1 protein-coding gene and 2 pseudogenes are annotated in these 2,406 nt (G+C 48.3%); 2 read left to right on the top strand and 1 reads right to left on the bottom strand.

Annotation, left to right across the window (positions count from 1 at the left end):
- A pseudogene (locus F6K51_RS36075) lies at positions 1-1,453 on the top strand (hypothetical protein); the annotation flags it as partial.
- Between the two features lie 257 nt (positions 1,454-1,710).
- Here F6K51_RS36075 and F6K51_RS36080 read toward each other — a convergent pair.
- A complete protein-coding gene (locus tag F6K51_RS36080) occupies positions 1,711-1,914 on the bottom strand; it encodes a hypothetical protein (RefSeq protein ID WP_143727822.1) in 204 nt (67 codons plus the stop codon).
- Positions 1,915-2,118: 204 nt separating this feature from the next.
- Here F6K51_RS36080 and F6K51_RS36085 point away from each other — a divergent pair.
- Positions 2,119-2,406 (top strand): annotated as a pseudogene (locus tag F6K51_RS36085) (hypothetical protein); the annotation flags it as partial.

Consider the following 2,406-nt stretch of genomic DNA (forward strand, 5'->3'; position numbering starts at 1 on the left):
CTGGTCTACTACCCCCCCAGCTAATCCTAGTGATGTTAAGCGCGTTGGTTTCATTGCTGACGGTCCTATTACTGCAGGAACCTCCACTGAAGCTGATGCCAATGGCTTCAGCTTTGGTGTGATCACCAGTGGGTTACCGGTTGCTGGTGGTGAAGTCGCTAACATTGCTCAGGCATTTGGTGAAACTGTCGGTGACTCAACGGATGAAGTGGTCTACGATGAATCCGGTGACCAAAATCCCAACAACTACAATGATGATGGTACACCACCGGATGAGACTGGTACCGACTTCAACCCAGCTACAGACCTTGGTATTGCCAATCCCAGTGCTGATGGTGTTGATGAAGACAATGACAACACAGGTGAAGGACCTAAGGGTGAAGACACTGTAGTTACCATTACTGCAGACATTGAGACTACCAGTCAAATCCTCAATGGTCCAGAGAATCGACCCAACGCCATTGGTCCAACCAATGACAATGATGACTTCACTAACCAGTCCACAACTATTCCAGCTGGAACAGCTCAGGGTATCGACATTGACCCAGGTGCGGTGACCTTCGACAATACCGTTGAGAACCCCAATGCTACTAATTTAGATAACGTAACCTTGTTGCCAATTGCGCCTTCAGTCGGTAATGCGGCGACTAATGACCCTCAAGTTAATCCTCAATTCACCACTCCAGTAGACTTTGGACCAGATAACCAGATTCCTGATAACACTACGGTCACGATCAGGTACGAGCCAGAGACAGGTCCAATTCTTGAGGCGACTTACACCTACACTGAAGCTGGTGGTTTTACCCTCACTGGTGGTACAACAGTTAATGTTGGTACTCTCACACCAGGTCAGCAATTGGATTACGAGGTAATTGTTGACTTACCTGAGACAGCTCAAGTTCAGGGTTACGGGATTCCGATTGTTGCCTTTGTGGACAACACCACGGACGGAAACTTTGATGTCACTGAAGACACCGTCTTCAACATTACTGTTGACCGTCCCTACACTGGTTATATGCAGATGGTGCAAGAAGCTCGGATTCTGGATACTGATGGTGTAACAGTGATTCAGGACTTCTCCGGCGGAGATCCCACAGGTGATCAGGAAGGTACCCTCGCGGAACGGGCTAAGCCTGGTCAGTTTATCGAGTACCGAATTACCTACACCAATATCTCTGAACCACTAGTGGGTGCTGGTAACGTAGTTTTGGATGCTGAGAACTTCACCATTACTGAGGATGGTACTGCAGCTCCTAACAACTGGGTTACTGTCACCACTCACGAGCAAGGAACTGACCCATCTCAGGGTACTGTGGAGTACTTCAATAATACCTTATCCTTTGGAAATACTGACCCAGCTAGCGGTGAGGAAGTGACTAGGTACGTCAATGAAGTTGGTACTGTTGCTCCTGGCGACAATGGATCCTTTGTCTTCCGTCGTAAGGTGGACTAATCTTTAATGCTCTGAAGTAGTAAGTATAGCGCTACGCTTAGCGTCAGAAGTCAGAAGTCAGAAGTCAGAAGTTGACTCTAACAAGGTTTTAGGGTGCGTAGTGGCGTGGCACACCTAAAAATGTTTGTTGGGTTGAGCGGTAGGGAAACCCAACAATGCGTTACTGGTGTTGGGTTTCATTCTTCAACCCAACCTACGCTTATTGCACCATTTTAGATGTGTCAGTCCAGTAGGGTGCGTTAGGGGCGGGCTTGCTATCATGTTAACACCGAGCGCCAGTGTTGGAACAGCCCGCCCCGTAACGCACCACCCAAGGGTGAGTCCTGATTTTCTCGGTCCCCAGGGGACAGCCCGCCCGAGGAAGGAAACGGGCAAGATGCCCGTTCCACGTCTGATGCCCGTTCCATGCCTGATGCCCGTTCCACGCCTGATGCCCGTTCCACGCCTGATGCCCGTTCCACCCACCGGATCAAACAGCAAAAGTGAGATACACCGGTGTAACTCCTGGTTGTTGACCACGTTTTGAGTCAACCTTAGGTGAGCCACTAATCAAGTCATTTCAGCCTACCCTGCGGGAACGCTATCCGGCGAACAGCCTTCCTACTTCAGCCTTAAAGCTTCAGCGTTCTATAAAATTGTTGTAATTATCAAGAGGTTTATTGCAAATGAAACGTTCATCAATTCTCGGTCTGGGTGCGATCGCATTAATTGTTGCTGTGCCTTTTGTAGGTAAGACTCCTGTATTAGCTGGTTTACAGGAAGCTGGGGAAGTGATTGTCCAAAACATCATGCGCCCCAAAGTGCAGTTGAAATTAGTGGCTAAGAAGAAGATAGTAGAAGTTGATACTGAAGGTAAAGAAAATATTACTTGGCAAGCCCTAGAGAACAAAGCCATTGTCAAACCAGGAGATACCCTTCGTTACACTGTCAAAGGTGAAAATTCTGGGGAAGTG

This window comes from Moorena sp. SIO3I8 (assembly GCF_010692325.1).
Taxonomy (GTDB): domain Bacteria; phylum Cyanobacteriota; class Cyanobacteriia; order Cyanobacteriales; family Coleofasciculaceae; genus Moorena.